This window comes from Pseudomonas sp. nanlin1, from assembly GCF_045571515.1.
GTDB lineage: Bacteria > Pseudomonadota > Gammaproteobacteria > Pseudomonadales > Pseudomonadaceae > Aquipseudomonas.
The window spans coordinates 5058070-5081366 of the sequence record NZ_CP124218.1; the positions used below are offsets into that span (position 1 = coordinate 5058070).

At 62.4% G+C, this 23297-nt stretch carries 21 protein-coding genes; 9 read left to right on the forward strand and 12 right to left on the reverse strand.

Features of this window, described 5'->3' with window-relative positions; all coding sequences use genetic code 11:
- Window positions 1-14 precede the first annotated feature (14 nt).
- Window positions 15-1088, forward strand: a complete 1074-nt coding sequence (gene queG / locus QCL65_RS23415) for a tRNA epoxyqueuosine(34) reductase QueG (RefSeq protein ID WP_407313099.1) — start codon at window positions 15-17, stop codon at window positions 1086-1088.
- Here queG and QCL65_RS23420 read toward each other — a convergent pair.
- Entirely contained in the window at window positions 1070-1684 is a 615-nt protein-coding gene (locus QCL65_RS23420) for a trimeric intracellular cation channel family protein (RefSeq protein ID WP_407313101.1), read from the reverse strand. The genes queG and QCL65_RS23420 overlap by 19 nt on opposite strands.
- 48 nt (window positions 1685-1732) lie before the next feature.
- On the reverse strand, window positions 1733-2275 hold the full coding sequence (gene orn, locus QCL65_RS23425) for an oligoribonuclease (protein WP_407313103.1): 543 nt from the start codon (window positions 2273-2275) through the stop codon (window positions 1733-1735).
- 91 nt (window positions 2276-2366) lie between these two features.
- Between orn and rsgA the strand changes: the two genes are divergently transcribed.
- From rsgA to QCL65_RS23440, 3 genes are all read left to right on the forward strand, one after another.
- Window positions 2367-3398 carry a small ribosomal subunit biogenesis GTPase RsgA gene (gene rsgA / locus QCL65_RS23430; RefSeq protein ID WP_407313105.1) on the forward strand — a complete coding sequence of 344 codons (1032 nt, stop codon included), beginning with the start codon at window positions 2367-2369 and terminating at the stop codon, window positions 3396-3398.
- A gap of 136 nt (window positions 3399-3534) precedes the next feature.
- Complete coding sequence (locus tag QCL65_RS23435; RefSeq protein WP_407313108.1) at window positions 3535-4494, forward strand: caspase domain-containing protein; 960 nt, start codon at window positions 3535-3537, stop codon at window positions 4492-4494.
- The gene (locus QCL65_RS23440) at window positions 4494-4991 is read left to right on the forward strand and encodes a toll/interleukin-1 receptor domain-containing protein (protein ID WP_407313110.1); all 498 of its coding nucleotides are present in this window, start codon (window positions 4494-4496) and stop codon (window positions 4989-4991) included. Before QCL65_RS23435 ends, QCL65_RS23440 begins: the two co-directional genes overlap by 1 nt.
- 6 nt (window positions 4992-4997) lie before the next feature.
- Here QCL65_RS23440 and motB read toward each other — a convergent pair whose 3' ends face one another.
- Entirely contained in the window at window positions 4998-6053 is a 1056-nt protein-coding gene (motB, locus tag QCL65_RS23445; protein ID WP_407313113.1) for a flagellar motor protein MotB, read from the reverse strand.
- Between the two features lie 3 nt (window positions 6054-6056).
- Entirely contained in the window at window positions 6057-6908 is an 852-nt protein-coding gene (gene motA / locus QCL65_RS23450) for a flagellar motor stator protein MotA (RefSeq protein ID WP_407313115.1), read from the reverse strand.
- Window positions 6909-7056: 148 nt separating this feature from the next.
- Between motA and QCL65_RS23455 the strand changes: the two genes are divergently transcribed.
- The 4 genes from QCL65_RS23455 (at window position 7057) to QCL65_RS23470 (ending at window position 12267) form a co-directional block, all read left to right on the forward strand.
- Window positions 7057-8580 (forward strand): HDOD domain-containing protein, encoded by a 1524-nt coding sequence (locus QCL65_RS23455; protein WP_407313117.1) that lies wholly within the window; start codon window positions 7057-7059, stop codon window positions 8578-8580.
- 47 nt (window positions 8581-8627) lie between these two features.
- On the forward strand, window positions 8628-9461 hold the full coding sequence (locus tag QCL65_RS23460; RefSeq protein ID WP_407313119.1) for a rhodanese-like domain-containing protein: 834 nt from the start codon (window positions 8628-8630) through the stop codon (window positions 9459-9461).
- Window positions 9458-10327, forward strand: coding sequence for an archaetidylserine decarboxylase (asd, locus tag QCL65_RS23465; RefSeq protein WP_407313121.1), 870 nt, complete (start codon window positions 9458-9460; stop codon window positions 10325-10327). The genes QCL65_RS23460 and asd overlap by 4 nt, the downstream gene beginning before the upstream one ends.
- 143 nt (window positions 10328-10470) lie before the next feature.
- Window positions 10471-12267, forward strand: a complete 1797-nt coding sequence (locus tag QCL65_RS23470; RefSeq protein ID WP_407313123.1) for a molecular chaperone — start codon at window positions 10471-10473, stop codon at window positions 12265-12267.
- A gap of 10 nt (window positions 12268-12277) precedes the next feature.
- Here QCL65_RS23470 and serB read toward each other — a convergent pair whose 3' ends face one another.
- The gene (gene serB / locus QCL65_RS23475) at window positions 12278-13480 is read right to left on the reverse strand and encodes a phosphoserine phosphatase SerB (RefSeq protein ID WP_407313125.1); all 1203 of its coding nucleotides are present in this window, start codon (window positions 13478-13480) and stop codon (window positions 12278-12280) included.
- A gap of 134 nt (window positions 13481-13614) precedes the next feature.
- On the opposite strand from serB, the gene QCL65_RS23480 reads away from it, so the two are divergent.
- Window positions 13615-15144, forward strand: a complete 1530-nt coding sequence (locus tag QCL65_RS23480; protein WP_407313127.1) for a histidine kinase — start codon at window positions 13615-13617, stop codon at window positions 15142-15144.
- Between the two features lie 47 nt (window positions 15145-15191).
- Here QCL65_RS23480 and QCL65_RS23485 read toward each other — a convergent pair whose 3' ends face one another.
- The 7 genes from QCL65_RS23485 to cpdA form a co-directional block, all read right to left on the reverse strand.
- The gene (locus tag QCL65_RS23485; RefSeq protein WP_407313129.1) at window positions 15192-15902 is read right to left on the reverse strand and encodes a membrane integrity-associated transporter subunit PqiC; all 711 of its coding nucleotides are present in this window, start codon (window positions 15900-15902) and stop codon (window positions 15192-15194) included.
- A gap of 166 nt (window positions 15903-16068) precedes the next feature.
- Complete coding sequence (gene parC, locus QCL65_RS23490) at window positions 16069-18327, reverse strand: DNA topoisomerase IV subunit A (RefSeq protein WP_407313131.1); 2259 nt, start codon at window positions 18325-18327, stop codon at window positions 16069-16071.
- Window positions 18328-18337: 10 nt separating this feature from the next.
- Window positions 18338-18859, reverse strand: coding sequence for a TIGR02281 family clan AA aspartic protease (locus QCL65_RS23495; protein ID WP_407313133.1), 522 nt, complete (start codon window positions 18857-18859; stop codon window positions 18338-18340).
- Window positions 18856-19851: an esterase-like activity of phytase family protein gene (locus QCL65_RS23500; RefSeq protein WP_407313135.1), complete on the reverse strand. Its 996-nt coding sequence runs from the start codon at window positions 19849-19851 to the stop codon at window positions 18856-18858. The genes QCL65_RS23495 and QCL65_RS23500 overlap by 4 nt, the downstream gene beginning before the upstream one ends.
- Window positions 19851-21755, reverse strand: a complete 1905-nt coding sequence (gene parE / locus QCL65_RS23505; RefSeq protein WP_407313137.1) for a DNA topoisomerase IV subunit B — start codon at window positions 21753-21755, stop codon at window positions 19851-19853. Before parE ends, QCL65_RS23500 begins: the two co-directional genes overlap by 1 nt.
- 35 nt (window positions 21756-21790) lie before the next feature.
- Window positions 21791-22399, reverse strand: a complete 609-nt coding sequence (locus tag QCL65_RS23510; protein WP_407313139.1) for a YqiA/YcfP family alpha/beta fold hydrolase — start codon at window positions 22397-22399, stop codon at window positions 21791-21793.
- A gap of 80 nt (window positions 22400-22479) precedes the next feature.
- A complete protein-coding gene (gene cpdA, locus QCL65_RS23515) occupies window positions 22480-23295 on the reverse strand; it encodes a 3',5'-cyclic-AMP phosphodiesterase (protein ID WP_407313141.1) in 816 nt (271 codons plus the stop codon).
- Window positions 23296-23297: the final 2 nt, after the last annotated feature.

Here is a 23297-nt window from a genome sequence, read left to right on the forward strand (position 1 = left end):
GTTGCCTTTTTCGCATGTCTGTTTCCGCCGTCGACCTTCCCGCCCTGGCCCTTTCGATCAAAACGTGGGGCCGCGAACTGGGCTTCCAGCAAGTTGGTATTGCCGGCCTGGAGCTGGGCGAACACGAACACCATTTACAGCGCTGGCTGGAGGCCGGCTATCACGGCGAAATGGACTACATGGGCGCCCATGGCAGCAAGCGCTCGCACCCGGACCAACTGGTGCCCGGCACCCTGCGCGTGGTGTCCCTGCGCATGGACTACCTGCCCGGCGACACCGAAATGGCCAAACGCTTGGCCGAACCTGAAAAAGCCTATGTATCGCGCTACGCCCTGGGCCGCGATTACCACAAGCTGATTCGCAAACGCTTGCAACAATTGGCCGAACGCATCCAACAAGCCATCGGCCCTTTCGGCTACCGCGCCTTCGTCGACAGCGCTCCAGTGCTGGAAAAAGCCATCGCCGAACAGGCCGGCCTGGGCTGGATCGGCAAGAATACCCTGGTGCTGAACCGCAAGGCCGGGAGCTATTTTTTCCTCGGCGAGCTGTTCGTCGACATGCCACTGCCGGTGGACCCGCCCCACACCAGCGAGCATTGCGGCCGCTGCACGGCGTGCCTGGATATCTGCCCGACCGCCGCGTTCGTCGGCCCCTACGTGCTGGACGCGCGGCGCTGCATCTCCTACCTGACCATCGAACTCAAAGGCCCGATTCCGGAAGACCTACGCCCGCTAATCGGCAACCGGGTGTTCGGCTGCGACGACTGCCAAATGGTATGCCCCTGGAACCGTTTTGCCCGCCCCACCGGCGAGCGCGACTTTACGCCTCGGCACGGGCTGGACAACGCCGGGCTGGCAGAGCTGTTTCTGTGGGAGGAAGAACGCTTTCTCAGCAGCACCGAAGGCTCACCGCTGCGCCGCGCTGGCTACGAACGCTGGCTACGCAACCTGGCCGTGGGCCTGGGCAATGCGCCTTCGACCATACCGGTGTTGCAAGCGCTGCGGGCACGCCGCGAGCACCCCTCGGCGCTGGTGCGCGAGCACGTGGAGTGGGCACTGGCGCAGCACGCTCAGCGTTCGTCGTTATAAACGAACTTGGGCATTTCCCAATGAAAACGAATGGCCAGCAAGCGCAATAGGACACCGCCGAACAGGGTGATCGACACTGCCTGCTCGGCGCCCAGGCCAAAATAAAGGCAGCCGAGAAAACACCAGGCTGCCGCGAACGACACGCTGGCATACAACTCGCGGCGAAAAATCAGTGGGATGTCATTGCACAGGATGTCGCGCAGGATGCCGCCGAATACCCCGGTGATCACGCCACTGATGGCGACAATGAGCCGGTCGTGGCCCAATTCCAGGGCGGTCAGGCAGCCAATCAGAGTAAAGGCCACCAGCCCCACGGCATCGAGTACCAGAAACACCGAACGCAGGCGGCGCATCAGCGGTGCGATAAAAATCGTCAGCAACGCGGCCACACTGGTTAGCACCAGGTATTCCGGGTGTTTGACCCAGGTCAGGGGGTAATGCCCCAGCAATACATCGCGCACCGAGCCACCGCCCAAGGCCGTGACGCAGGCGATCAGCACCACGCCGAACCAGTCCATGCCACGGCGCCCTGCGGACAGGGCGCCGGTCATGGCTTCGGCGGTGATGGCAATCAGGTAAAGGGTTAACAGCAGCATCGTGGCGATCCGTGGGTTAAAGCGTGTCGCCGACCGTGTAGCAACCGATCAGTATTTAATGAAATGCTGACGATAATGCTTGAGCTCGGCAATCGACTCACGGATGTCGTCGAGGGCCAAGTGGGTGCTGCCCTTCTTGAAGCTGTCTTTGACCTCAGGCGCCCAGCGTGCTGCCAGCTCTTTGAGGGTGGAGACGTCAAGGTTGCGGTAGTGGAAGTAGTTCTCCAGCTCACGCATGTGCCGGTACAGGAAACGCCGGTCCTGGCAGATGCTGTTGCCACAGATCGGCGACTTGCCCTTGGGCACCCACTGCTCCAGGAACGCGATGGTTTGCGCCTGGGCCTCGAGCATCGAAGTACGGCTTTCACGAACGCGCTGGGTGAGGCCCGAGCCGCCATGCTGGCGCGTGTTCCATTCATCCATGCCGGCGAGGATGGCATCGCTGTGGTGGATGGCGATCACCGGGCCTTCGGCCAGGGTGTTGAGGTCGCTGTCGGTGACGATGGTCGCCATTTCGATGATGACATCGTGGTCCGGGTCCAGACCGGTCATTTCCAGGTCGATCCAGATGAGATTTTGCGGGTTCTGCATGGTCTGCTCCTCGGCGTAGATGCGCAGTTTAGCGTAGCGAGCATGCTAGTATCGCGCCTTTCTAAAGCCTGCATCACAATACGGAACATTCATGGCCAAACGCCAGCTCAACCGCCGCCAAAACTGGCGCATCGAAAAAATCCAGGGCGAACGCGCTTCCCGCGCCGCCAAGCGCGAGTCCCAGGCGCTGGAAACCCTGGAAGGCGGCGACCTCGGCCCGGAGCAAACGGGCCTGGTGATCGCTCACTTCGGTGTGCAAGTGGAGGTCGAAGCGCTTCAGGGCGAATTGGCCGGGCAAGTCTGCCGCTGCTACCTTCGAGCCAACCTGCCGGCGCTGGTCACCGGCGACCAAGTGGTCTGGCGAGCGGGCAACCAAGGCATCGGGGTGATCGTCGCGCAGTTGCCGCGCAGCACCGAGTTGCGTCGGCCTGACAGCCGTGGCCAGTTAAAACCGGTCGCAGCCAACGTCGACCTGATCGTCATCGTCTTCGCTCCCGCGCCCGAGCCCCATGCCAACCTGATCGACCGCTATCTGGTGGCCGCCGAACACGCGGGCATTCACCCCTTGTTGCTGTTGAACAAGGCTGACCTGATCGACGAACACAACGCTGCGGCGCTCAATGCGCTGCTCGCGGTCTATCGGCAACTGGGCTACCCAATCCTGGAGGTCTCGGCGCACCATGGCGACGGTATGCAGCAGCTGCAGACTCGCCTGGACGGGCACATCAGCGTGTTCGTCGGGCAGTCCGGGGTCGGTAAATCATCGCTGGTCAACAGCTTGCTGCCCGAGGTGCAGACCCGTGTCGGCCCCCTTTCGGAGTGGTCGGGCCAAGGCACCCACACCACCACCACGGCGCGGCTGTTCCATTTCCCCGGCGGCGGCGAACTGATCGACTCACCCGGTATCCGCGAATTCGGCCTGGGGCATGTCAGCCGGGCCGATGTCGAAGCCGGTTTCATCGAGTTCGATGACCTGCTCGGGCGCTGCCGTTTCCGTGACTGCAAGCACGATCGCGAACCGGGCTGTGCCTTGCTCATGGCCTTGGAAGACGGCCGCGTGCAGCAGCAGCGGATGAACAGTTACCGTTCGATCATTGCCAGCCTGCCGGAAGACAGCCGCTGACTGCGCTGGGCCATATCCAGTAGGATTAGTTACCCAAAGAAGTAGGAAACTTCTGATTCAAGGGTAAACCCTTGTTGGCAATTCCTGCTTTGAACAAATGTGCACCCTTCGCCGCCCAGCGGTTCGGAGGGTTCATATGCGTAAAGCCTTGTTTATCGGTATCAACGGCTACCAGCACGTCAGCCACCTCTCTGGCTGTGACAACGATGCCATGGAGATGTACGCGGTGCTGTCGCGCCATGCCAGCGGCCGCCCGAATTTCAAAGGGCGGCTGCTCACCAGCGCCCAGGATAAGCCCACCAAAGCGTTGATCGAACAGCAGCTGCAGGAACTGTTTTCCGGGGACTGCGACACTGCGTTGTTCTACTTCGCCGGCCACGGCGCGTTCGACGACAGCACTGAAGAGGGCCGGATTATTGGCCAGGACGCCTGCAACCCCAGCGATGGCATCCGCATCAGTGACATTCTGCATTGGGCCGAGCGCGCCCAGGGCATCAAGAACAAAATCATCATTCTGGACTGCTGCCAGGCCGGCGCAGCCGCTGACGGCCGCGGGCTCAAGGCCGGGACCAGCGCGCTGAGCGAAGGCATCACCATTCTGACCGCCTGCAAAAAAGCCGAGCCCGCCCTGGAATGCGCAGGCCAAGGGGTGTTCACCCGCCTGCTGTTGCAGGCACTGCACGGTGGCGCCGCGAATGTTTTGGGGAAAATCACCCCCGGCGCCCTGTATGCCTTTGTCGACAACGCCCTGGATGAGTGGGAGCAGCGGCCGGTGTTCAAGACCAACGTGTCGCGTTTCGTCTCGTTACGCGACGTCGCCCCCTTGGTGCCCGAGCAGACCCTGCGCAAGCTGCCCAAATGGTTTCCCGAGCCCGACTCGGTGTTTGCCCTGGACCCCAGCTTCGAACCTACTGACCCCAGCCACGACAGCATCAAGGGCGAAGTTTTCGCCCAATTGCAGCAGTGCAACCGCCACAGCCTGGTGGAGCCGGTGCAAGCCGAACACATGTACTTCGCCGCCATGAACCGCTCGGGCTGCCGCCTGACCGCACTGGGCACCTATTACCGTGAACTCGCGCAAAAAGGACATTTCTGATGCCCGTATTTATCAGCTACCGCCATAACGATCGCATACGTGCCATGGAAATCAATAAGCGCTTGAGAGACGCCGAGATCAAGACTTACCTGGACGTACTGGACGCGGAATCCCAGACCACCGATGACATTACTAGCGTGATCACCCGCAACGTCCAGGCCTCGACCCATCTAATTGCCGTGATCTCCAGAACCACTTCAAAGTCTTGGTGGGTGCCTTTCGAAATTGGCGAAGCGACCATCTGCGGCTGCAGAATCAGCTCGTTCCAGACCAGCTATGAAGACCTGCCGCAGTACCTGGAACATTGGCCGAAGATGAAACACGAGCGGGACCTGGCTATGTTCATCGAAGAATACCGGCAGTCGACGACCAAGAGCCGGATGATGGGCATGGAGGACTACTCGGCCGAGTCCTCCAGCCAGCGCATCGATGAAGCCAGAGAAAGCGCCGAGCATTTCCACAAACGCTTCAAGACCCGGCTGGCCCGTGGGTGGTAGGCCGTGTCAGAGCTGCCCTTGCTTACCTGGCTCGTCCAACTTGAGCACGCCATCTTCAAAGATGTTCAGGCGCTGGCGCAGCTCACGGGGCTGGATTGGCGCGGTAGGGTCGACCGGCGTCGCCGAAGCTTCCGGCGGCTTGGCAGGCGCCGGCGCTGGCGTGGCAGGGGGCTGCGTGGCATCGGGCTGGGCGGCTTCGCCTTCGATGTCGCGCTGGGCCTTTTTGGTCAGTACCACGATGTCGATCCGGCGGTTGACCGGGTTCAACGGGTTCTTGCGGTCGAACAACGAAGACGACGCGTTACCCACCACCCGAGCGACCTGAGCATCCGGGTAGCCCCCGGCCGTCAGTGCACGGCGTGCCGCGTTGGCGCGGTTGGCCGACAACTCCCAGTTACCATAGTCGCCACTGCCGACATATGGCTTGGCATCGGTATGGCCGCTGATGCTGATCTTGTTGGGCACGGCTTTGATGGTGTCCGCCATGGCCAGCAGGATGTCTTCGAAATACGGCTTGAGCCGAGCACTGCCCAGGTCAAACATAGGGCGGTTTTCAGCGTCCATGATCTGGATGCGCAAACCGTCCTGGGTGATTTCGAACAGGATCTGGTCCTTGAATTTCTGCAGTTCCGGGTTCTGATCGACTTTGTTCTGCAACTCTTGCAGCAGCAATTCAAGGCGCTCGCGCTCGACTTCTTCGGCACGGCCCTGGATTTGCGCATCGGCGCCATCGGCACTGCCCTGGCTCTGGCTTTGTGGCTGGGGTTGCGCCGGTTCGTCTTTGATTTCCGGGTTGAGCGTTGCGTCAGGGGACAACTGCGGCGAACCGCCCAAGTCAATGACATAGGGCGTGCCGCTTTCGGAGAAGCCGATAGGGTCTTTGAAGTAGCCGGCAATCGCCAACTGCTGCTCGGGCGTGGCGTTGGACAACAGCCACAGCACCAAGAAGAACGCCATCATCGCGGTGGCGAAGTCGGCGAAGGCAATTTTCCAGGCGCCGCCGTGGTGCCCGCCACCGAAGCGTTTGACCCGCTTGATGATGATCGGCTGATTATTTTCCATGGCTTAGCGACCGCGAACCGCTTGTTCCAGCTCGGCGAAGCTAGGCCGGTGCGCCGGGTACAACACTTTACGGCCAAACTCTACGGCCAGCGAAGGGGCCATACCGGAAGCCGAAGCTACCAGGGCGGCCTTGATGGCTTCATAGGTGTTCACTTCTTCCTTGGCATCGTGGGCCAGGCACGTGGCCAATGGGCCGAAGAAACCATAAGCGGCCAAAATACCCAGGAACGTACCTACCAGCGCCGCGCCCACGTGGGCACCGATGGCGGCTTTGTCACCGCTACCCAGGGAGGCCATGGTGATCACGATACCGAGTACCGCCGCCACGATGCCGAAACCAGGCAGTGCATCGGAAACCCCGGTCACGGCATGGGAAGGGTGCTCGAGCTCTTCCTTCATGCTCAACAGCTCCATGTCGAACAGGCCTTCCAATTCATGGGGGGCCATGTTGCCGGACGACATGATGCGCAGGTAGTCGCAGATAAAGGCCGTCATGGCTTCGTCTTTGAGCACCGACGGGTACTTGGCGAAAATCGGGCTGGAGGCAGCATCTTCGATATCACCCTCGATCGCCATCATGCCTTCACGCCGGCTTTTGTTGAGGATCTCGTAGATGAGGCTCAGCACTTCCATATAGAACGCGTGGGTGAACCGCGAGCCAAACATCTTCAACGACTTCTTCAGGACCTTCATGGTCATGTAGCCGGGGTTGGCCTGCAAGAAGGCGCCCAGTGCCGCGCCACCGATGATCAACACCTCGAAAGGCTGGATCAACGCAGCGATTTGCCCGTGGGACAGCACGTATCCGCCGAGAACACTCGCGAATACGACGATGATGCCGATAATTTTAGCCATAGGTAGGAAACACTTACGCAGTCGTGGACAGGATCAGAGCGGAAGTTCTTAAAACTCTCCTTCTACTTATCGGCACTTCTGCGCCAGACTATAGCCACGATTGGTGAAAAGCCAGTTCGGCCCTCTCTGCAAGGCGAATGAAGCAACCATGACCCGCCCAACGCCACATACGCTCGAAGCCTGGCTGAAACTGCTCGACAGCGTCAGCTTACCGGTCCCCCGCCACAGCTATGAACAGGTGCAGGCGGCGTTGGCCGACAATCGCAGTTCACTGCGCGACATCGCTGAAGCCATGCAACAAAGCCCTGCTTTGGTGCTGAGCATGATGCGCGCCGCCAACCTGCATAACAGCGAGCGCAACCTCGCCGAACCGGCCGAGAGCCTGGAGATAGCCCTCAATCGCCTGGGCCTTAAACGGGCCGAGGAACTGCTCGCGCGCCTACCTGCCCTCGACCAGGCCGAGATCCCCCACGGGCTGCGCCAGTTGCAGATGATCAGCCAGCACGCCACGCAGCAGGCCAATGGCTTGTTCGGCAACCGCCTGGCCCGGCTCTGGCAGGAAATCCACTGGGGCAGCCTGCTGTTTCTGGCGCCGCTCTGGCCGCTGGCGATGACCCACCCGCAACTGCTCGAAGAATGGGAGCTGCGGGTAATCCATAAGGGTGAGTCGGCCCGCAGCGTCGAGCTGGAGCTGTTCGGCGTGCGCCTACTGCGCCTGTGCCTGACCATGGCCGAGCACTGGCACTTGCCGGCCTGGGTCCGCCATGGCTATCGGCTGCTGCTGAGCGAACGGCGGTTATTGGTGCGCGTGCTGCATATCGCCCGTGACGACCAGGACGCCCTGCGCCAGCAACAGCGCATGGATGAAGACCCCAGCCTGCGCCGCTTGCTCAACCAGCCGGCCAACACCGTACTGCTGGCCAACGGCCTGGCCCTGGCAGCCCAGCAGGCCTGGGACTGCCCGCACATGGCCCGCTGGCAATACCTCGCCGCGCTCTACCTGCAGGTGCCCATGGCCGAGCTGCAACAACAGGTGCACCAGCACGCGGTGCAGAGCGCCCAGCAACATGCCGACCCCGACCTGTTCCACCCCGCCGAAGCACTGATCTGGCCGTGGAGCGAACGGCGCGTGCACCGTGGCCTGCTGCCGGCGGCGCCGCCGTCAGCCGAAGCACTGGTGGAATGGCGCAAATTCTGCGCCGACCTGCTGGTCGAGCCCAGCCGCTTCCACAACCCCCTGCACTTGACCACCTATGCCCGCGACGCGTTGGTTGCCTGCGGCTTGCAACGGGTGATCATGCTCATGGCCGAGAACGACAGCAGCGCCCTGCGCACCCATCAAAGCGCGGGGCTGCCGAGCGACTTGGCTATCCTCAACCTGCCCGTCAGCAACAGCACACTACTGCAACGCTTGCTGGCCAAACCTGCGCAGATACGCATCACCCCAGAGAACAACGCTCAGTTTTCGGCCTTGATCCCCACCAGCCTGCGCCGACTGTTCAAAGGCGACCACCTGCTGATGCGTTCGCTGAGCAGCAACGGCCGGGTCATCATGCTGGTGGTCGCTGATCAGGGCGGCGGGCCGATGTCGGAAATCACCGTGCAAGCGTTCGGTAAGACCGCGCAATGTATCGAGCGTGCTTTCAACGGTTTTAGCCAGCGCGGTGGTTGATGCTTACGCTACAATCGGCGCCTCATATTGTCCTCTGGAGGCTTTGAATGCCTGAATTCTCCGGCCTGCCCCTGGTTATCGAACCCGCGCAGTTGCACGCGCGCCTCGATGCTCCAGAACTGATCCTGATCGACCTCACCAGCCAGGCGCGCTACGACCAGGGCCATATCCGTGGCGCCCGCTTCGTCGACCCCAAGCGCACTCAACTGGGCTTGCCGCCTGCGCCTGGGCTGCTGCCCAAGCACTCCACGCTAGAAAGCCTGTTCGGCGAGCTGGGGCACAACCCCAACGCCGTCTACGTGGTATACGACGACGAAGGCGGTGGCTGGGCCGGGCGCTTCATCTGGCTGCTGGATGTCATCGGTCATTCCCGCTACCACTATCTGAACGGCGGCGTATTGGCCTGGGAGGCCGACGGCCTGGCGCTGGACACGCACGTCCCCGCGCCCCACGGTGGCAGCGTGGCGCTCACCCTGCACAGCGAACCCACCGCTACCCGCGAATACCTGCAGAGCCGCCTGGGTGCAGCCGACCTGGCCATCTGGGACGCACGGGGCCCGCTGGAGTTCTCCGGCGAAAAAGTCCTCAGCGCCAAGGGCGGGCACATTCCGGGCGCGACCCATTTCGAATGGACCGCCGGGATGGACAGCACCCGCTCACTGCGCATTCGCTCGGACATCGCGCAGGTGCTGGCCGAACGAGGCATTACCCCCGACAAAGAAATCATCACGCACTGCCAGACACACCATCGCTCTGGCTTCACCTACCTCGTGGCCAAGGCATTGGGTTACCCGCGGGTCAAAGGCTATGCCGGATCATGGGGCGAGTGGGGCAACCACGCCGACACCCCAGTCGAAGTGTCAGCCAAGGAAAACCAATGAAAGACCGTTTGTTCATCATCAGCCAATACTTACTGCCCCATCACTTATTGTCGCGCCTGGCCGGCTGCGTAGCCGAATGCCGCGTGCGCTGGTTCAAAAATGCCTTTACCGCCTGGTTCGCCAAGCGCTACCAAGTCGACATGGGCCAGGCTCAGGTTGAAGACCTCACCGCCTACGAGCATTTCAACGCCTTCTTCACCCGCGCCCTGAAGCCCGATGCGCGCCCCCTCGACCCCACGCCGGGGGCCATTCTCAGCCCTGCCGATGGTGCGGTCAGCCAACTGGGGCCCATCGAGCACGGGCGGATCTTTCAGGCCAAGGGCCATAGCTTCAGCGCTCTCGAGCTATTGGGCGGTGACGCGGCCATTGCCGCGCCGTTCATGGGCGGCGATTTCGCCACCATTTACCTGTCGCCCAAAGACTACCACCGGGTACACATGCCACTGACCGGCACCCTGCGGGAAATGATCTACGTGCCCGGGCGCATCTTCTCGGTCAACCAGACCACCGCCGAAAACGTCCCGGAACTGTTCGCCCGCAACGAGCGCGTGGTGTGCCTGTTCGACACCGAGCGCGGGCCAATGGCCTTGGTGCTGGTGGGCGCGATGATCGTCGCCTCCATCGAGACCGTCTGGGCCGGGCTGGTCACGCCCCCTAAGCGCGAGCTGAAGACCTTTCGCTACGATGAGGCCGCCCGCGCGCCCGTCGTGTTAGAGAAAGGCGCAGAAATGGGCCGCTTCAAGCTGGGCTCAACGGCCATCGTGTTGTTTGGCCCAGGCCAAGTGAAATGGGCCTCCGAACTGGGCGCCTTGAGCCCGGTCAGCATGGGCCAGGGTATCGGCTTGCCGGTAGCTCCAGCGCTCTAACACCAAAGGTGGTCGACCGTAACGGAACGACAAGGCTGCGACCGCTCTCCAATGCTGATAAAGTCCGGGCACGGGCCAAATGGATAGCCTCTCAAGCGCCCGGCCCTAACCCGGTACCGGATGGAATCAGGAATCATTGATTGATGTCTCGCCCTAGCCCCCATCTGTTGTTGCGCGCACCGACGCCTTCGCAGCTGAGCCTGTCGTTTTGTGAGGCCAACCCGCGCGATCTCAAGCGCTGGATCGCCCAACTGCCCAAGGCCAATCTAGGGGAAACCGCGCGCCTGCTGTATCAAGGTCTGGGCGAGCTGAACCAGTTGGTCACCCCCAGCGAGAACCGCCTGCAGCTGCTGGAGCTGCTGCGCCCAGAAGTCTACTTCGTGTGCAAGCACCTGGAACGGCACTTCCTCAACCAGGCCATCGTGCTGGACGAGCGCGCGCGCAAGGTGGCCAATCTGTGCCAGGCCCTGCAAAACCACCTGGCCATAGGCTATAAGCAAATTATCGTGCGAGTGGCCAATCGTTACGGCAAGGACCGCTCGCAAGTGTTGGCGACCGCCATCCAGCGCGCCCTGCACAGCCTTGACGGGCCGCTGGTCAGGGCCAACCTGCTGTATTGCCCGATGCCCGAAGGGCTGTGGCTGGAACTGCACCAACTGTATCAGGTAGCCCTCGAGCACCAGCTCTCCAACCAGGTAATTGCCGACCCCCTGGCCAACCATGTGCCCAGCCTGAGCATCCAGCAGACCTATGTGATCGCCTTGCTGCTGGGTACCTCGCGCTGCAACCAGATGCGCCAGGCCTCGATCGCGCGCCTGGCCGAGGTCATGGAGCGCTGGAGCCCTCTGGTAAAAGTGCTGCCGGCCGAAGCGGAATCCAGCCTGTTTGTCATGGCCCCTGGCCTGGATGGCCCGCCCCGTTACAAGACACTCTTCACCGCCGAGCAGATCCCCAGCATGCTGGGGCTGGACCCCAGTGCCTTGGTCGACGCGATCAAGAACTACCTGGAGCTCAGCCCGGAAAAACGCAATCAGTCCACCTTCGTACCGGCTGGCTTCAGCCTCGACTTGCTTCAGCACCTGAGCGCAGCCTGGGGCGATGTGGCCGAGCGCACCTTTCAGCGCACGCCTGGCCAAGGCACCCTGACCGTGTGCATCGGCATGAGCGCACTGCATTACTACCTTGGCGGGGAACGCTCCTTCAGCGAAATCCTGCAACACCCCCATGCTGGGCGTAACGCGCAGTTCTCCAGCCGCCAGTCGGCCCTGGACAATCGCGATGTGTGGAACAAGGCGGTGGACTCGGACAAGAACGGCCCAGGCGAAGCCTTGTTGCCCTACGAAGAAATTCAATACCACAGCATTAGCGCCGAAGGCGTGTCCAGCGCGTTCAACCACGAGCAGGATTTCCCGACCTACCCTTTGCAGATCGTCAACCACAGCCCGGGGGGTTACTGCCTGGCCTGGCCCAGGGAGGTCCCGCCCCAGCTACAGGCCGGTGAAATGGTCGGTATTCAAGACACACCCGCCCAGGGCTGGAGTGTGGCGGTCGTGCGCTGGATCCGCCAGGTACGCAGCGGCGGCACCCAGATGGGCATCGAGCTGGTCGCCCCCCACGCGCAGCCTTGCGGCCTGCAACTGGTGCGCAGCAACAATGAAAGCAGCCAGTACCTGCGCGGCCTGCTATTGCCTGAAATCCGCGCGATCGATATCCCTGCCACGCTTCTGGCGCCCCGCCTGCCTTTTCAGGAAGGCAACAAAGTGCTGATCAACACCAACGGCGACGAACAGCCCGCCGGGCTGGTCAAACGCGTGACCAGCACCGGCAGCTTCAATCAGTTCGAATACCGTAACCTGGAGGGCACGCCTCGGCATGCCGGTGCAGCGGGCGACGAAGTCATCGGCGAAGAAGACTTCGAGTCGCTGTGGAAAGATCTGTAACGGCCTTAGATCATCGACGGTCTGGCTCACCCAGCAAGTACAGCAGCCCGTCCAACCCCAAGGTTGAAATAGAGTGCTGGGCCGACTGTTTCACCAGTGGCTTGGCGCGGAACGCAACACCCAGGCCAGCGATCGCCAGCATCGGCAAGTCATTGGCACCGTCGCCCACGGCGATGGTCTGCTCCAACTGCAGCCCCTCTTTGCGCGCTAACTCTTGCAACAGGTCTGCCTTGCGCTGCGCATCGACGATCGGCTCGATGGCCACGCCCGTGCATTGACCATCCACCACCTCAAGTTCATTGGCAAACACGTAGTCGATGCCCAAGCGAGCCTGGAGCTGCTTGGCGAAATAGGTGAAGCCGCCCGACAGAATCGCGGTTTTGTAGCCCAGCCGCTTCAGCTCGGCGAACAGTACCTCGGTGCCTTCGGTCAGGCGCAGGGCGGCGCCGATGTCATCCAGCACTTTCACATCCAAGCCTTTGAGCAGGGCCAGGCGCTCTTTAAAGCTGGCGCGGAAATCGATCTCACCGCGCATCGCTCGCTCAGTGATTTGCGCTACGCGCTCACCAACCCCGGCAGCCTTGGCCAATTCGTCGATCACTTCTGCTTCGATCAGCGTCGAGTCCATGTCGAATACGGCCAAACGCCGATGGCGCCGGTACAGGGTGTCTTGTTGGCAGGCGATGTCCATGTCCAGGGTTTGGCTCAAGGCGAGCAAATCGGCCCGCAGTGCTTCGCGGTCAGCGGGCTCACCGCTGACGGTTAGCTCGAAGCAGGCCTTACTGCGCTCGGTAGGAGCGCCGAGAACGACACAGGCCGACAGACGGTCAATACGCTCGACTTTCAGGCCATGCTGTCGGGCTGTCGCCGTGACCCGTTGCAACTGCTCGGCGGTCAATTGCCGCGTCAACACCGTCAATAGGTGCTGCGCTTGCCCTTGCATGTTCGCCCAGCGCTGGTAGTCCGCTTCAGCCCAGGGAGTGCAGTTGAAGTACTGGCCGTGCTCGCTGGCATAGGTCGATAACGCCGCCAGGCATTGGCCCGCACCGGCGTGGCGAAACTCCACGAGGGCGCTGAGCATCTGGGTGCCACGGCTCGCCTGCTGGTCGATGTCGAGAATGTTCGCCGCGCCTTGGGCCAGTACATCGGTAAAGGCCATCAGCAAGCCCGGGCGATCTTCACCGCTCATGTTTATCAGGACTATTTCGCGCAAGACCCACCCCGCCTATGGAAAAAAACCGCATTCTACCGGCTTTCAGTGACCATCGGGCACAGGCAGTGCTTTGCCCGCCAAGGGTCGGTCGCTATACTGCGCAGCAACTTCACGGACATAAAGAGCCGAGCGCAGTGAACCGGCCCACGCCAGTCAAAACCGATAACTTCTTCCTGCTGATCTTCCGTGCACTGCGCCACCGCCGTGTACCGATTGCCCTGCGCATTGCCAGCCATAATTTATTGCTGGTGGCCTTGGCATTGGTCATCTATGCCTGCGTCATGGGCCTGCAATTCAAGCAGGCCATGCACGAACAAGCGGATGCCGTGGGCCAGAGCCTAATCACCCAAACGGCGGCCTCGGCGACGGAATTGCTGGTGTCCAACGACATCCTCAGCCTCAACGTGCTGCTCAATAACCTGGTGAAGAACCCGCTGGTGGCCCATGCGGCTATTTTCAGCCCGGACAACCGCGTGCTGGCCGAGGCCGGGCAGCGCCCGCGCGGTGGCCTGTTGGGCGAGTCCCAAGGGCTGTACGAAACCAAGATCACCTTCCAGGACGTCACCGCCGGGCAGCTGCGCATCAGCCTCGACATGGACCAGTTCCAGCAACCGCTGACCATCAGCCTGCAAAGCATGGGCATTCTGGCAGCAATCCTGCTGGTGTTGTCCTTAACCCTGAGCTTGCGCCTGGGCCGGCATATCTCAACGCCGCTGCTGCAATTGCGCGTCTGGCTACGAGACCTGGACGCCTATACGCCCGCGATCGATCGTCAAGACGAAATAGGCGATCTAGCGCGCCAGTTGCACACGCGCTTGGCCCCGGAGATACCGGAACCCGAGCCTGAGCCTGAACTGGACGACGAACCCGAAGAAGCCGTGCCCGAACATCGCCCAGCGCCCGTCGCGCCGCTGCGCCCGCGCGCCGATACCCCACCGGCCCTGGCCGCACGGCCTATGCCACGGCGTATCGAAGCCGAAGAAGATGAAGAAGACGGCGACGACCCCTTCTCTGAGCTACGCACACCCGCGGCCCCGCCCACCTCCAGCCAGACCAGCGTTGCGCTGCACGCCCACAGCGAGCCCACCCCCAGCGCGGTGCTGGCTGTGCAACTGGGTGCGCAGGAGCAACTGCGCCGCTTGCCACGGGCGCGCTTGATGGAGCTGCTGCAGCGCTACCGCGACTGCCTCGAGCAGGCTGCTTCGCTTTACCAGAGCGAGCTGCATACGCTTAACGATGGCGCCACGTTGATGCTGTTCCACAGCGAAGACAGCGGCGACGACTACCTGACCAACGCCATCTGCTGCGGCGAATTGCTGCGCGCCCTAGGGCATGCGTTACAAATCGAAGTGGCTGACAGCGGCATTACCCTGCAACTGCAGTTGGGCTTGGTCTTGGGCGAGGATTTGTTCGGCTTGAGCCAGATCGACCTGCTGCTGACAGAAACCGCCCAGGATGCGCTGGCCTTGTCCCAGCACAGCCGCAACCTGCTGCTGGTCGAGCGCAGGATCAGCGACGATGCTTTGATCCGCCAACGCGCCCGCATCCGCCCAATCGCAAGCCCAGAGGGTGCATGCTGCGTCGAGCGCCTGCTAGAACCCTACCCTTCGCTGCTGGAACGGCAGCTGGCGCGGATGCACGACGGCAATCGGGCTAAACCCTGAAGCCTGCACCCACAAAAAAGCCCGCTTCTGCGGGCTTTTTTGTGGGCTTAGAAACGAAACACTTCCATCTCGGTGCGAATCGGTACGGCCTGGGGAATCCTGGCTTTATCCGGTTCCTGCTTGCTCACCTTAGGGGCTGCCTTACGGGCGTCTTCCACCAACGCGGGCTGATTGGCCAACGGCCTGACGGCGGCCGTGAGTTGCTCTGCCAAGCGTTGCAGCAACACCCCCTGGGCCTGAACCTGAGCGGCGGTGTCGCCGTCGTGTTTTTCTTCAAGGTGCACGATACGGTTATCGCGCACCCGGCCACGGCGGTCGATCAGGCGCCACTGGGCGTCGAGAATCGCCGGCTCTGAGCGGCCGGAATCGAGGCGGGTGATGGTCAACAGCACTTGCACATCGGGGCTGAAGTTGGCGCTGCTGGGGGTTGGCGCCAGCATCACGCGCTGGCTGTCGAGGCGCCACGCCAGTTGGCGCAGTAGCAGTTGATCGATATCCGCCGCCAGGCTACCGGCCCAGCGCCCATCGGAAGCGGCCTTGAGGCTGCCATCGGCCTGGCGCTGCAACAGCGTCTCGCGTTGCAGGTAATCGGCGACGGAGACGGGGCCCAACAGCACCGCCATGCCGTTGCTCTGCTTTGGCTGGCCGGGGTTGCCGCTGTCGAGCTGGTACAGGGACGCCGGCTGATGCAGGCTGCACCCTGCTAATCCGAGTACGCCAGTCAGCAACAAAACTACGGGAAGGCGCAGAAAAGTCATGATTCCATCCAGGCGGCCGCCACAAGGCTTGCCGCAGTGATATCTAACGAATTCATTTGGGCACTCAGCCACGCCGGTGCCACAAAGGGCCCCTATCATCCGCGAATATGCGCTATGACTCCAGCTTTTAGGATAAAACCGGCTAGCCAAGCCCGGCCTCGGGCCTTCAGCCAGTGCTTTCCACCAGCAGCGCATCAACCCGCTGGAATCCACGGGGCAGCTTGTTGCCACGGCGACCACGCTCGCCTTTGTAATGCTCGAGGTCGTCGGCCTTGAGTGACAGCGTACGCTTGCCAGCCTGCAATACAAGGGTCGAACCTTCGGTAATCACCGCCAAGTCGGTGACGAACTCTTCACGGGTCACCACGCGATCACCCGGAATCCCGATGATTTTATTACCCTTTCCTTTACCCAATTGTGGCAGGTCACTGATTTTAAAAATCAGCAGCCGACCTTCGGTCGTAACGGCAGCCAGCCAATTGTTGTCGCGGTCGGGCACCGGCCGTGGGGCAAGCACTTTCGCCCCATTGGGCAGGCTGATCAAAGCCTTGCCCGCTTTGTTCTTGGCCTGCAAGTCTTCGCCTTTGACCACGAAGCCGTAGCCGGCGTCCGAAGCGATCACGTACAGCGCGCTGTCCTCAGGCAGCAACACGCATTCGAACGACGCGCCTGGGGGCGGCGTGAGCCTGCCAGTCAATGGCTCGCCCTGGCCACGTGCAGACGGCAGCGTATGGGCCGGCACGGAATAACTGCGGCCCGTGGAGTCGATGAACACGGCAAACTGGTTGGAACGGCCATTGGCCGCCACCTTGTAGCCATCGCCGGCCTTGTATGAGAGCCCGGTGGCGTCGATGTCATGGCCCTTGGCGCAACGCACCCAGCCTTTTTCCGACATCACCACGGTCACCGGCTCAGTGGGCATCAGCTCGTTTTCCGAGAGCGCGCGGGCTTCGGCCCGGGCGACGATTGGCGAACGACGGTCGTCGCCGTAGGTCTCGGCGTCTTTGATCAACTCGGCGCGTACCAGCTTGCGCAGTTTGCTTTCACTGCCCAACAGGGCCAACAGCTTGGCGCGCTCTTTGGAAAGCTCGTCCTGCTCGCCACGGATTTTCATTTCTTCCAGGCGCGCCAACTGCCGCAGCCGGGTGTCGAGGATGTAGTCGGCCTGTATTTCGCTGAGCTCGAAGCGCTCGATCAACCGCGGCCGGGGCTGGTCCTCGGTACGGATGATGTGGATGACTTCGTCCAAGTTAAGAAAGGCCACCAGCAAGCCTTCCAACAGGTGCAGGCGGCGCTCGACCTTGTCCAGCCGGTGCTGCAAGCGCCGGCGAACGGTATTGACCCGGAACTCCAACCATTCCAGCAGCAACGCGCGCAGGTTCTTCAGCTGCGGACGGCCGTCGAGGCCAATGATATTGACGTTGACCCGGTAACTGGATTCAAGCTCGGTGGTCGCGAACAGATGCTGCATCAGTTCGTCGAGATCGACGCGGTTAGACCGGGCAATGATAACGATACGGCACGGGTGTTCGTGATCGGACTCATCGCGCAGGTCGGCCACCATGGGCAGCTTCTTGGCCTGCATCTGCGCAGCGATCTGCTCCATCACCTTGGCGCCGGAGACTTGGTGCGGCAGCGCGGTGACGACAATGTCGCCATCTTCGATGCGGTACACCGCCCGCATGCGCACCGAACCGCGCCCGGTTTCGTAGATTTTCAGCAGGTCGGCGCGCGGCGTGATGATTTCCGCTTCGGTGGGGTAATCCGGGCCCTGAATGTGCTCGCACAGCTGCTCGACCGTCGCTTTGGGCTCGTCCAGCAAACGCACGCAGGCACTGGCGACTTCGCGCAAGTTATGTGGCGGTACATCGGTGGCCATGCCCACGGCGATGCCGGTGGTGCCATTGAGCAGAATGTTGGGCAGCCTGGCCGGCAGCACGGCGGGCTCGTTGAGGGTGCCGTCGAAGTTCGGCACCCAGTCGGCGGTGCCTTGGCCCAGCTCGGAGAGCAAGACTTCTGAATAGCGGGACAAGCGGGCTTCGGTGTAACGCATCGCCGCGAACGACTTCGGATCGTCCGGCGCACCCCAGTTGCCCTGGCCGTCGACCAGGGTATAACGGTAGCTGAAGGGCTGCGCCATGAGCACCATGGCTTCATAGCAAGCCGAGTCGCCGTGGGGGTGAAACTTACCGAGCACGTCGCCGACCGTACGGGCCGATTTTTTGTGTTTGGAATCGGCGTCCAGGCCCAGTTCGCTCATGGCATAGACAATACGCCGCTGCACCGGTTTGAGTCCATCGCCGATATGCGGCAGCGCTCGGTCCATGATCACGTACATGGAGTAGGTGAGGTAGGCCTGTTCGGTGAAGTCAGCCAGTGATCGGCGCTCTACGCCATCAAGGCTGAGATCAAGGGAGTCGCTCATGCGGGCCTCATTATTTCGTGGTCTGGCGCAGCAACAAACTGCCGCCGCGCTGGGTGAATTCGAGTTTTTTCAGAGCACTCATGCCCAATAGGACCTGCTCGCCGTCCAGGCCCGGGACCACCAGCGCGCGAACGTCGCGCAGCTGGATATCCCCCAATTGCACCCGCTCCAGGCGCGTGCGGTAGCCCTGGGTGCGGCCATTGGCGGTGCTGACGGTGACCGGCGCACCTTGCTCCAGCTGCAGCTCGGCGGCTAAGCGCTGGGGCACCGCAACATCGGTGGCGCCCGTGTCGAGCATGAACTGTACAGCTTGGCCATTGATCTGGCCGCTGCTGACGAAGTGACCCTGGCCATTACCGGCCAGGCGCACCTCTATATAGCCATCGCCGTGCACCGAGTCGACCGCCATGTTCGGGTTCGCCTGGCGTGCCTCCCAACCGGCGAAAAAGCGCGTCGCCAAAAACAGCCCCGCGCCCCAGGCGATGATCAACAACACGCGGCCTGCGCGTTTGCCGGGTACGGCCTGGGTCACGGCACTGCACCCCAGCCACCGGCAGGCGCGGCAAAACGCCAGACGACGGGCCGACGCTCGCCGTCGGCGCGGGCACCTTCGTTATTGTCGAGCCCTACCCAGGCACCGCTGGCATCCACCACCAAGGCTTCGGCCAGGCCGAATGGCTGGTCGTAGCGGCGCTGGGGGGCCAGCGCTTCGGCGGCGAACGACCAACACTGCTCGAGCGCGGCGGTTTGCGCGTTGCGTCGGCAGATCTGATAGGCGTTACGTTCCAGGGTAAACAGCTTGCCATTGAAGTAGGCGAGGTCGGAAAAGTCCCGGGAGGCCTGGCGACTGCTGTTCATTTGCGCAGGCAAAGGTTCGGTGCCCGCCTCGCTCAGCAGCACGCACCCGCCTTCGCAGTCCCAGGCGGTCTGCTGGCGCTTGACCACCAGCAAACCACGGCGCTCGCGCTCGGCGGCCAGCCAAAGGTGGTCGCCAGCCCCGTTGACCGCCACGCCTTCGAACAGGGCGTTGAAGTGCAACAGCATGCCGCTGCCGCGCGCCTGTCGCACCAGGCTAGGCGACAGCCGCAGCCACTCGGGCGAGCCGCTGACTGGCACCTTGAGCACCGCAGCGTGGGCTTCGCTGACCAGATACGCACTGCCTTGGGCGTCGCAGCTCAAACCTTCGAAGTCCAGATCGCCGCCACGGATGAACGACATCACCCACGTGCGCACCCGCAGCCCCCAGGGCAAACCGCTGTCGGGCACACTGGGGGGCTGAAAATCGATCGCTTCGGCCTGCCACGGCGAGGCCTGCGTGGCCAGGCGGTAGAGCGAATGATCGTCACGGTCGGACACCGCCCATAACGCGTCGCCACACTGGGCCAAACCCGACAGGTTGCCGCGGGCCATCCCGGCGATCACGTGCTCGGAAACCAGGCTCAATTCAACCGGAGTTGGGCTGGCGGGCGCATCGGCCAAAACCGGCCCGGCGAGCAACAGCAATGCCGCCCAGGCCTGACGCATCAGATCAGCACCTCGACCAGGTTACCCTTGGTTTCGAGCCAGCTTTTACGGTCACCGGCGCGTTTTTTGGCCAGCAGCATGTCCATCATTTCCGAGGCTACGGGGAAGTCTTCCAGGGTCAGCTGCACCAGGCGCCGGGTATTGGGGTCCATGGTGGTTTCGCGCAGTTGCGGCGGGTTCATTTCGCCCAGGCCCTTGAAGCGGGTGACCTGCGGCTTGCCGCGCTTCTTCTCGGCCACCAGGCGGTCGAGAATGCCGTCGCGCTCGCCTTCGTCGAGGGCATAGTAGATTTCTTTGCCCAAGTCGATGCGGTACAGCGGCGGCATCGCTACATACACATGGCCAGCGTCGACCAAAGGCCGGAAGTGCTGAACGAACAACGCGCATAGCAGCGTTGCGATGTGCAGGCCGTCCGAGTCGGCATCGGCGAGGATGCAGATTTTGCCATAGCGCAATTGCGAGATGTCCTGGGCACCGGGGTCGACGCCGATCGCCACGGCAATGTTGTGGACTTCCTGGCTGGCCAGCACTTCACTGCCATCGACTTCCCAGGTGTTGAGGATTTTCCCACGCAGCGGCAGGATCGCTTGAAACTCTTTGTCTCGGGCTTGCTTGGCCGAACCGCCGGCGGAGTCGCCTTCCACCAGGAACAGCTCAGAGCGCATCGGGTCTTGCCCGGCGCAGTCGGCCAGCTTGCCCGGCAATGCCGGGCCCTGGGTAATGCGCTTGCGCTCGACCTTTTTGCTCGCCTTGAGGCGGCGGCCGGCGTTGCTGATGGCCAACTCGGCGAGTTGCATGCCCAGTTCAGGGTGGCCATTGAGCCACAGGCTGAAAGCGTCTTTGACGACCCCGGACACGAACGCAGCCGCCTCGCGGGAAGACAGGCGCTCTTTGGTCTGGCCGGAAAACTGGGCGTCTTGCATCTTCATGGAGAGTACGAAGGCAATGCGCTCCCAGATGTCTTCCGGCGCCAGCTTGAGGCCCCGAGGCAGCAGGTTGCGGTACTCGCAAAACTCGCGCATGGCGTCGAGCAAACCTTGGCGCAAGCCATTGACGTGAGTACCGCCTTGGGCGGTAGGGATCAGGTTGACGTAGCTTTCCTGAACACTGTCGCCCCCCTCCGGCAACCACAACAACGCCCAGTCTACCGCCTCTTTGTTACCCGCCAGGCTGCCGCAGAACGGCTCCTCGGGGAGACGGACGAACTCGCTGACCGCATCGACCAGGTAAGAGCGCAGGCCGTCTTCGTAGTGCCATTCGACTTTCTCGCCGCTGCCTTTGTCTTCGAAACTGACCAACAGGCCCGGGCACAACACCGCTTTGGCCTTGAGCACATGCTTGAGACGGCTGATGGAAAACTTGGGGGAATCGAAGTATTTAGGATCCGGCGCGAAATAGACATTGGTGCCGGTATTGCGCTTGCCAACGCTGCCGACCACTTCCAGCTCGGTGGCCTTGAAGCCGTCGGCGAAGGTAATCTGGTACTCGTTACCGTCACGCTTGACCCGCACCCGCACCTGGTGGGACAAGGCGTTGACCACCGAAATGCCCACCCCGTGCAAGCCACCGGAGAATTGGTAGTTCTTGTTGGAGAACTTGCCGCCAGCGTGCAGCTTGGTGAGGATCAGCTCGACGCCACTGACGCCTTCTTCGGGGTGGATGTCCACCGGCATGCCGCGGCCGTCGTCGCTCACCTCAAGGGAGTGATCGGCGTGCAGGATCACCTGAATGGAGCGCGCATGCCCGGCCAGCGCCTCGTCGACGCTGTTGTCGATGACTTCCTGGGCAAGGTGGTTCGGCCGACTGGTGTCGGTGTACATGCCCGGCCGTTTACGCACCGGGTCGAGGCCCGAGAGGACTTCGATGGCGTCGGCGTTATAAGAGCTAGCGCTGGGAGTGGCCATGGGGTCTCATCATCAGTCGTTCGTGAAAAAAAGGCTCAAGGTGCAGAAAAGTCGATGCCTTGGTAAAGGGCGGTATCGACCCCGGCAAAACAAAACAGCGCCGGCAGGCGCTCGGTGAACCCTTGGAAACCGTGGTCCCCACCGGCCTGGATGCGCAAGGCACAGGCCCGGTAGAAGCGTTCGGCCTGACGGTAGTCCAGGGTTTCATCGGCGGTCTGCAGCCACACTTGATAGCGTTGCGGATCTTTGGGTGCCGGCACTTCGAGCGCCGCCAGCGCCTCGACGTGGTCGAGGGTCAACTGCCAGGTTTCACCGCTGTAATGGTTGGTTTGCGGCCCCAGAAAACCGTCGAACAGACGGTGTGGGTTGACCACCGGGTTGATCAGCAGCGCCTTCAAGCCATGGCGTTCGGCCAAGTGAGTGGCATAGTAGCCGCCGAGCGAGCTGCCGACCAGCAAAGGCGTGCCTAGCTCGGCAATGGCCGCCTCCAGTTGCGCCAGCGCCTGGCGCGGATGGTGGTGCAGTGCGGGCACCCTCAGTTGCTCGGCCAGCCCGAGCCGGGCCATGGCCTGAACCAACTGGCTGGCCTTGAGCGAGGCGGGAGAGCTGTTCAAACCATGAATGTAGAGGATCGGGCTGGGCACGCGCGCTACCTGCAGGCAGAGTTCAAAGACGGCGCAGTTTAACCCGCGCGAGGCTGGCACTGGGCTGCCTGTCACAGGTTTTAATAACCGGCGGCACTGAAGTCAGGTTCGAACGCGAACCCCTGCAACCGCGAAACGCCGGTTTCCAGGGTGCCGTCGCCGTGCAAGCGCAACCAGCGGTAGCCGGGCGCCAGAGTGTCGAGCTGGAAGTCGACGCTGCGCGGTAAGAACTGGATGCAGGTGGAAGGCGACGCCAATAGCTGAACGCCGTTGCGCTCACCGACGTATTCCTGGTGGATATGCCCCCACAGTACGGCACGCACTTGGGGGAAACGGTCGAGCACCTCGAACAGGGCGTGGGGGTTGCGCAAGCCGATGGGTTCCATCCAGGCGCAGTCGATCGACACGGGGTGGTGGTGCAGGCACACCAAGTGATGGCGCTCGGGCGCTTCGCTCAAGGCCTGCACCAACAGCTGCAGTTGATCGTCGGCCAGGTAGCCGGGCACAGAGCCCGACACCGAAGAGTCCAGCAGGGTGATGCGCCACTGGCCGATGTCCAGCACGGGGGCCATGAGGTCGGTATTCTGCGCCGCGGCAGCCATCACCAAGGGCTCGTCGTGATTACCGGCGAACCAGCGCGCGGGGGCCAGGATGGCGGCGGTTTCCTGGGCGAACGCCGCATAGGACTCGAAGCTGCCGTCCTGGGACAGATCCCCCGTGGCCAGCATCAGATCGATACGCGGCTGCTCGGCCAGCACTTGCTCCACCACCAGACGCAGGCTGTCACGGGTGTTGAGGCCCAGCAAGCGGCCGTCCGCTTCGGCGAACAAATGGCTGTCGGTGATCTGCACGAGCAGTACGGGAGACTCGCAGGGAATAACGGGTAGGCTCGGCAAGG

Coding starts and splice junctions, on each gene's coding strand:
- queG (WP_407313099.1), top strand. CDS start 15: ATGTCTGTTTCCGCCGTCGACCTTCCCGCCCTGGCCCTTTCGATCAAA.
- QCL65_RS23420 (WP_407313101.1), bottom strand. CDS start 1,684: ATGCTGCTGTTAACCCTTTACCTGATTGCCATCACCGCCGAAGCCATG.
- orn (WP_407313103.1), bottom strand. CDS start 2,275: ATGCAGAACCCGCAAAATCTCATCTGGATCGACCTGGAAATGACCGGT.
- rsgA (WP_407313105.1), top strand. CDS start 2,367: ATGGCCAAACGCCAGCTCAACCGCCGCCAAAACTGGCGCATCGAAAAA.
- QCL65_RS23435 (WP_407313108.1), top strand. CDS start 3,535: ATGCGTAAAGCCTTGTTTATCGGTATCAACGGCTACCAGCACGTCAGC.
- QCL65_RS23440 (WP_407313110.1), top strand. CDS start 4,494: ATGCCCGTATTTATCAGCTACCGCCATAACGATCGCATACGTGCCATG.
- motB (WP_407313113.1), bottom strand. CDS start 6,053: ATGGAAAATAATCAGCCGATCATCATCAAGCGGGTCAAACGCTTCGGT.
- motA (WP_407313115.1), bottom strand. CDS start 6,908: ATGGCTAAAATTATCGGCATCATCGTCGTATTCGCGAGTGTTCTCGGC.
- QCL65_RS23455 (WP_407313117.1), top strand. CDS start 7,057: ATGACCCGCCCAACGCCACATACGCTCGAAGCCTGGCTGAAACTGCTC.
- QCL65_RS23460 (WP_407313119.1), top strand. CDS start 8,628: ATGCCTGAATTCTCCGGCCTGCCCCTGGTTATCGAACCCGCGCAGTTG.
- asd (WP_407313121.1), top strand. CDS start 9,458: ATGAAAGACCGTTTGTTCATCATCAGCCAATACTTACTGCCCCATCAC.
- QCL65_RS23470 (WP_407313123.1), top strand. CDS start 10,471: ATGTCTCGCCCTAGCCCCCATCTGTTGTTGCGCGCACCGACGCCTTCG.
- QCL65_RS23485 (WP_407313129.1), bottom strand. CDS start 15,902: ATGACTTTTCTGCGCCTTCCCGTAGTTTTGTTGCTGACTGGCGTACTC.
- parC (WP_407313131.1), bottom strand. CDS start 18,327: ATGAGCGACTCCCTTGATCTCAGCCTTGATGGCGTAGAGCGCCGATCA.
- QCL65_RS23500 (WP_407313135.1), bottom strand. CDS start 19,851: ATGCGTCAGGCCTGGGCGGCATTGCTGTTGCTCGCCGGGCCGGTTTTG.
- parE (WP_407313137.1), bottom strand. CDS start 21,755: ATGGCCACTCCCAGCGCTAGCTCTTATAACGCCGACGCCATCGAAGTC.